The organism is Actinomadura sp. WAC 06369, assembly GCF_003947565.1.
GTDB lineage: Bacteria > Actinomycetota > Actinomycetes > Streptosporangiales > Streptosporangiaceae > Spirillospora > Spirillospora rifamycini.
Genome location: NZ_QHJN01000330.1, coordinates 1 through 3,226, shown reverse-complemented (window position 1 = coordinate 3,226; position 3,226 = coordinate 1). Strand labels below are relative to the sequence as shown.

Here is a 3,226-nt window from a genome sequence, read left to right as displayed (position 1 = left end):
GGTTCGGGGTGGTCACCGGGATGGAGGTCGCCCTGTTCCCGGTCGCCCGGATCTTCGGCGGCGGCCTGGTGTTCGACGCCGAGCGGGTTCCGGACGTGCTGGAGGCGCGGCGCGCCTGGGCGGCCGGGGCGCCCGAGGAGATGACCTCGGCGGTGTCGACGCTGACCTATCCCGACCTGCCGGCGATGCCCCCGCCGCTGCGCGGCCGGCAGGTCGCGCAGGTCGCCGTCTCCTACGCCGGGCCGGCGGCGGAGGGGAGCCGGCTGGCCGAGCCGCTGCGCGCCCTCGGGCCGGTGCTGTCGGACACGCTGCGCGAGCTGCCGTTCGCCGAGTCCGGAACGGTGTTCGACGAGCCCGCCGAGCCGCACGCCTACCGGGGGCGCAACGTCCTGGTCGGCGACCTGGACTCCGGTGCGCTGGCGGGGCTGGCGAAGGCGGCGGGGCCGTCGGCGCCGGTGATGACCGTGGCGGGCGTGCGGCATCTGGGCGGCGCCCTGGCGCGCGGGCCGCAGGTCCCGAACGCCGTGGGGCATCGGGACGCGGCGTTCGCGGTGACGGTTCTGTCGCCGGTGGGGCCGGGCGAGGAGGATTTGGCGGGCGCGGCGCACCGGGACGCGCTCGCGCCGTTCGCCGGCGACGCGCTGGGGTGCTCGCTGAACTTCTCCTTCGGCCCGCTGGACGCGGACGAGGTCCGCTCGGCGTTCGCCGCGGCCGACCGCGGGCGGCTGGCCGCGCTGCGGGCCCGGCTCGATCCGCACGGCCTGCTGCGGGCGAACCATCCGGTCCCGCCCGCCGGGTAGGGCCGGCCGTCCCGCGGGAGCGGCCGCGCCGTTCGCGCCCGCCGTTCGGCGCCCGTTGATAATCTCAACGTTGAGATAGGAGGGGCGATGGCGGACGCGGTGGACGACATCCTGGCGCAGTGGCGGCGCGAGCGGCCCGACGTGGACGTGGCGCCGATGGGGGTGATCGGGCGGATCTCCCGGCTGCAGCTGCTGCTGAACCGGGAGTTGCGGGAGTTCTTCGCCGGGCACGGGCTGGAGAACTGGGAGTTCGACGTGCTGGCGACGCTGCGCCGCTCCGGCGCCCCGTACGAGCTGACGGCGGGGGCGCTGCTGCGCACGTCCATGGTCACCTCGGGGGCGATCACCAACCGGATCGACCGGCTGGAGGCGCGGGGGCTGGTGCGGCGGGTCCGCGACGCCGGCGACCGCCGGTCGGTGCGGATCCGGCTGACCGGGGACGGGCTGGCGCTGGTGGACGAGGTCGTCGGGCTGCACGTGCGGAACGAGGCGCGGCTGCTGGCGGGACTGGAGCCCGCGGAGCGGGAACGGCTGGCGGACACGCTGCGCACGCTGCTGGAGTCGCTGGGCGACACCGCGGACTGACCGCGGCCCGCCCCGGGCGAACGCGGGCGGGACGCGGGCCGGGCGCGGGGCCGGGCGCGGGGCCGTTTCAGTGCTCGGTTCGTCCGGCCGCCGGCGGCGGGTCCGGGCGGGGGCGGACGGCGCGGGCGGCCCGCTCGGCGATCTCGGTGAGCGTCCCGGCGAGTTCGGGCGGGTCGAGCAGCGTGTAGTCCAGGGGCAGCGCGGTGATGCGGTGCGCGAGGAACCACAGCGTGTCGCCGTGGGTGTGCAGCAGGCAGGCGCCGTCGCCGGCCGGTTCCAGGACGCCCTGCCAGGCGGTGACGCGCGGGGCGGCCTCCTCGATCGGGGCGTGCAGCAGCAGGCGGGCGCGGATGGTGCCCGAGCCGCCCGCCAGGGCGTCCATCGCCCAGGTCACCGCGTCGGCGCCGCCGGGCGGGCGGCGGGCGGGGCGGCGGATGCCGCTGCGGTGCACCTCGGTGATGCGGTCGGCGCGGAAGGTGCGCCAGGCGTCCCGGTCGGCGTCGTGGGCGACCAGGTACCAGCGGCGGCCGGCGGCGACGAGGCGGTGCGGCTGCGCCAGCCTGCGGCCGGTGCCGCCGTCCGCGGCGGTGTAGGCGAAGCGGACGTCCTCGCCGGTGACGCAGGCGGCGGCGAGGACCGACAGGACGCCGGGGTCGGCGGCGGGCGCGTCCTGCGCGGGCAGGGCGACGGCGGCTTCGGCGAGGGCGGCGACGCGGTGCCGCAGCCGGGGCGGCAGGACCTGCTCGAGCTTGGCCAGGGCGCGGGGGCCGCTGTCGGCGACGCCGGTGACGGCGGCCGCGGCGGCGGTGCGCAGCCCGATCGCGATCGCGACGGCCTCGTCGTCGTCCAGCAGCAGCGGGGGCATCGCGGTTCCGGCGGTGAGCCGGTAGCCGCCGGTGCTGCCGCGCGCCGCGTGCACGGGGTAGCCGAGGTCGCGGAGCCGCTCGATGTCGCGGCGGACGGTGCGGGGCGTGACGCCCAGGCGCTCGGCGAGCTCGCCGCCCGGCCATTCGCGTGGGGTCTGCAGGAGGGACAGCAGCCGCAGCAGCCTGCCGGAAGGGTCGCGCATGGCTTCCATCCTGCCGTCCCATTAGGACGTTCGCCGACCTGATGCGGGCATAGCGTCGGAGACGTCGGGCCGGGTGCGGGCGTCGCGTCCGGCGGGGACGAGCGGAAGGAGCGGGGACATGCTGCGAGGGATGGCGAACGTGAGCCTGTGGGCGGACGACCTGGAGGCGGCGCGCCGCTGGTACGCCGAGCTGCTGGGGACCGAGCCGTACTTCAGCAAGGCGGGCCCGGACGGGACGGTCGGGTACTACGAGTTCCGGATCGGCGACCGGCTGGACGAGCTGGGGCTGATCGACGCGCGGTTCGCGCCGCCGGGGCACGCGCCGGGGCCGGGCGGGGTGCTGCTGAGCTGGCACGTGGACGACCTGGAGGGGGCGCTGCGGCGGCTGCTGGAGCTGGGCGCGACCGTGCACGAGGGGATCACGGTGCGCGGGGAGGGGTTCGTCACCGCGTCGGTGGTGGATCCGTTCGGGAACGTGCTGGGGATCATGAGCAATCCGCACTACCTGGAGATGCTGGCCGCGTCCGGCGCCCCGCCGGCCTGACCGCCCGGGTGCGGCCGTCCGGCCGGCCGGACGGGCTCGGCCGTCCGGGTCCGGCGGTGCGGAGGGCCGGGGCCCGGACGGTCGGCCCGGCGGGGTCGGCGGGATGCTCCTATAGATGTCAAGCGGCTAGATCAAGGCCGTTGACGGTGGTTGCTGGTGGGACCAGGGCGTGGTAGACCTCGCGGGCGATGTAGCGTTTGAGGCATCGGATGATCTCTTTCTTGCTCA

At 76.8% G+C, this 3,226-nt stretch carries 3 protein-coding genes and 1 pseudogene; 3 read left to right on the top strand and 1 reads right to left on the bottom strand.

The features are described from left to right. Both DMH08_RS39095 and DMH08_RS39090 read left to right on the top strand, forming a co-directional pair. Nucleotides 1-800: pseudogene (locus DMH08_RS39095) on the top strand (FAD-binding protein); the annotation flags it as partial. Nucleotides 801-887: 87 nt separating this feature from the next. Continuing rightward, nucleotides 888-1,385, top strand: coding sequence for a MarR family winged helix-turn-helix transcriptional regulator (locus DMH08_RS39090; RefSeq protein WP_026401775.1), 498 nt, complete (start codon nucleotides 888-890; stop codon nucleotides 1,383-1,385). Between the two features lie 67 nt (nucleotides 1,386-1,452). Here DMH08_RS39090 and DMH08_RS39085 read toward each other — a convergent pair whose 3' ends face one another. Next, on the bottom strand, nucleotides 1,453-2,454 hold the full coding sequence (locus tag DMH08_RS39085) for a helix-turn-helix transcriptional regulator (RefSeq protein WP_125621294.1): 1,002 nt from the start codon (nucleotides 2,452-2,454) through the stop codon (nucleotides 1,453-1,455). 118 nt (nucleotides 2,455-2,572) lie between these two features. Between DMH08_RS39085 and DMH08_RS39080 the strand changes: the two genes are divergently transcribed. Beyond that, nucleotides 2,573-2,998 (top strand): VOC family protein, encoded by a 426-nt coding sequence (locus tag DMH08_RS39080; protein WP_125621292.1) that lies wholly within the window; start codon nucleotides 2,573-2,575, stop codon nucleotides 2,996-2,998. The last annotated feature ends 228 nt before the right edge of the window (nucleotides 2,999-3,226 follow it).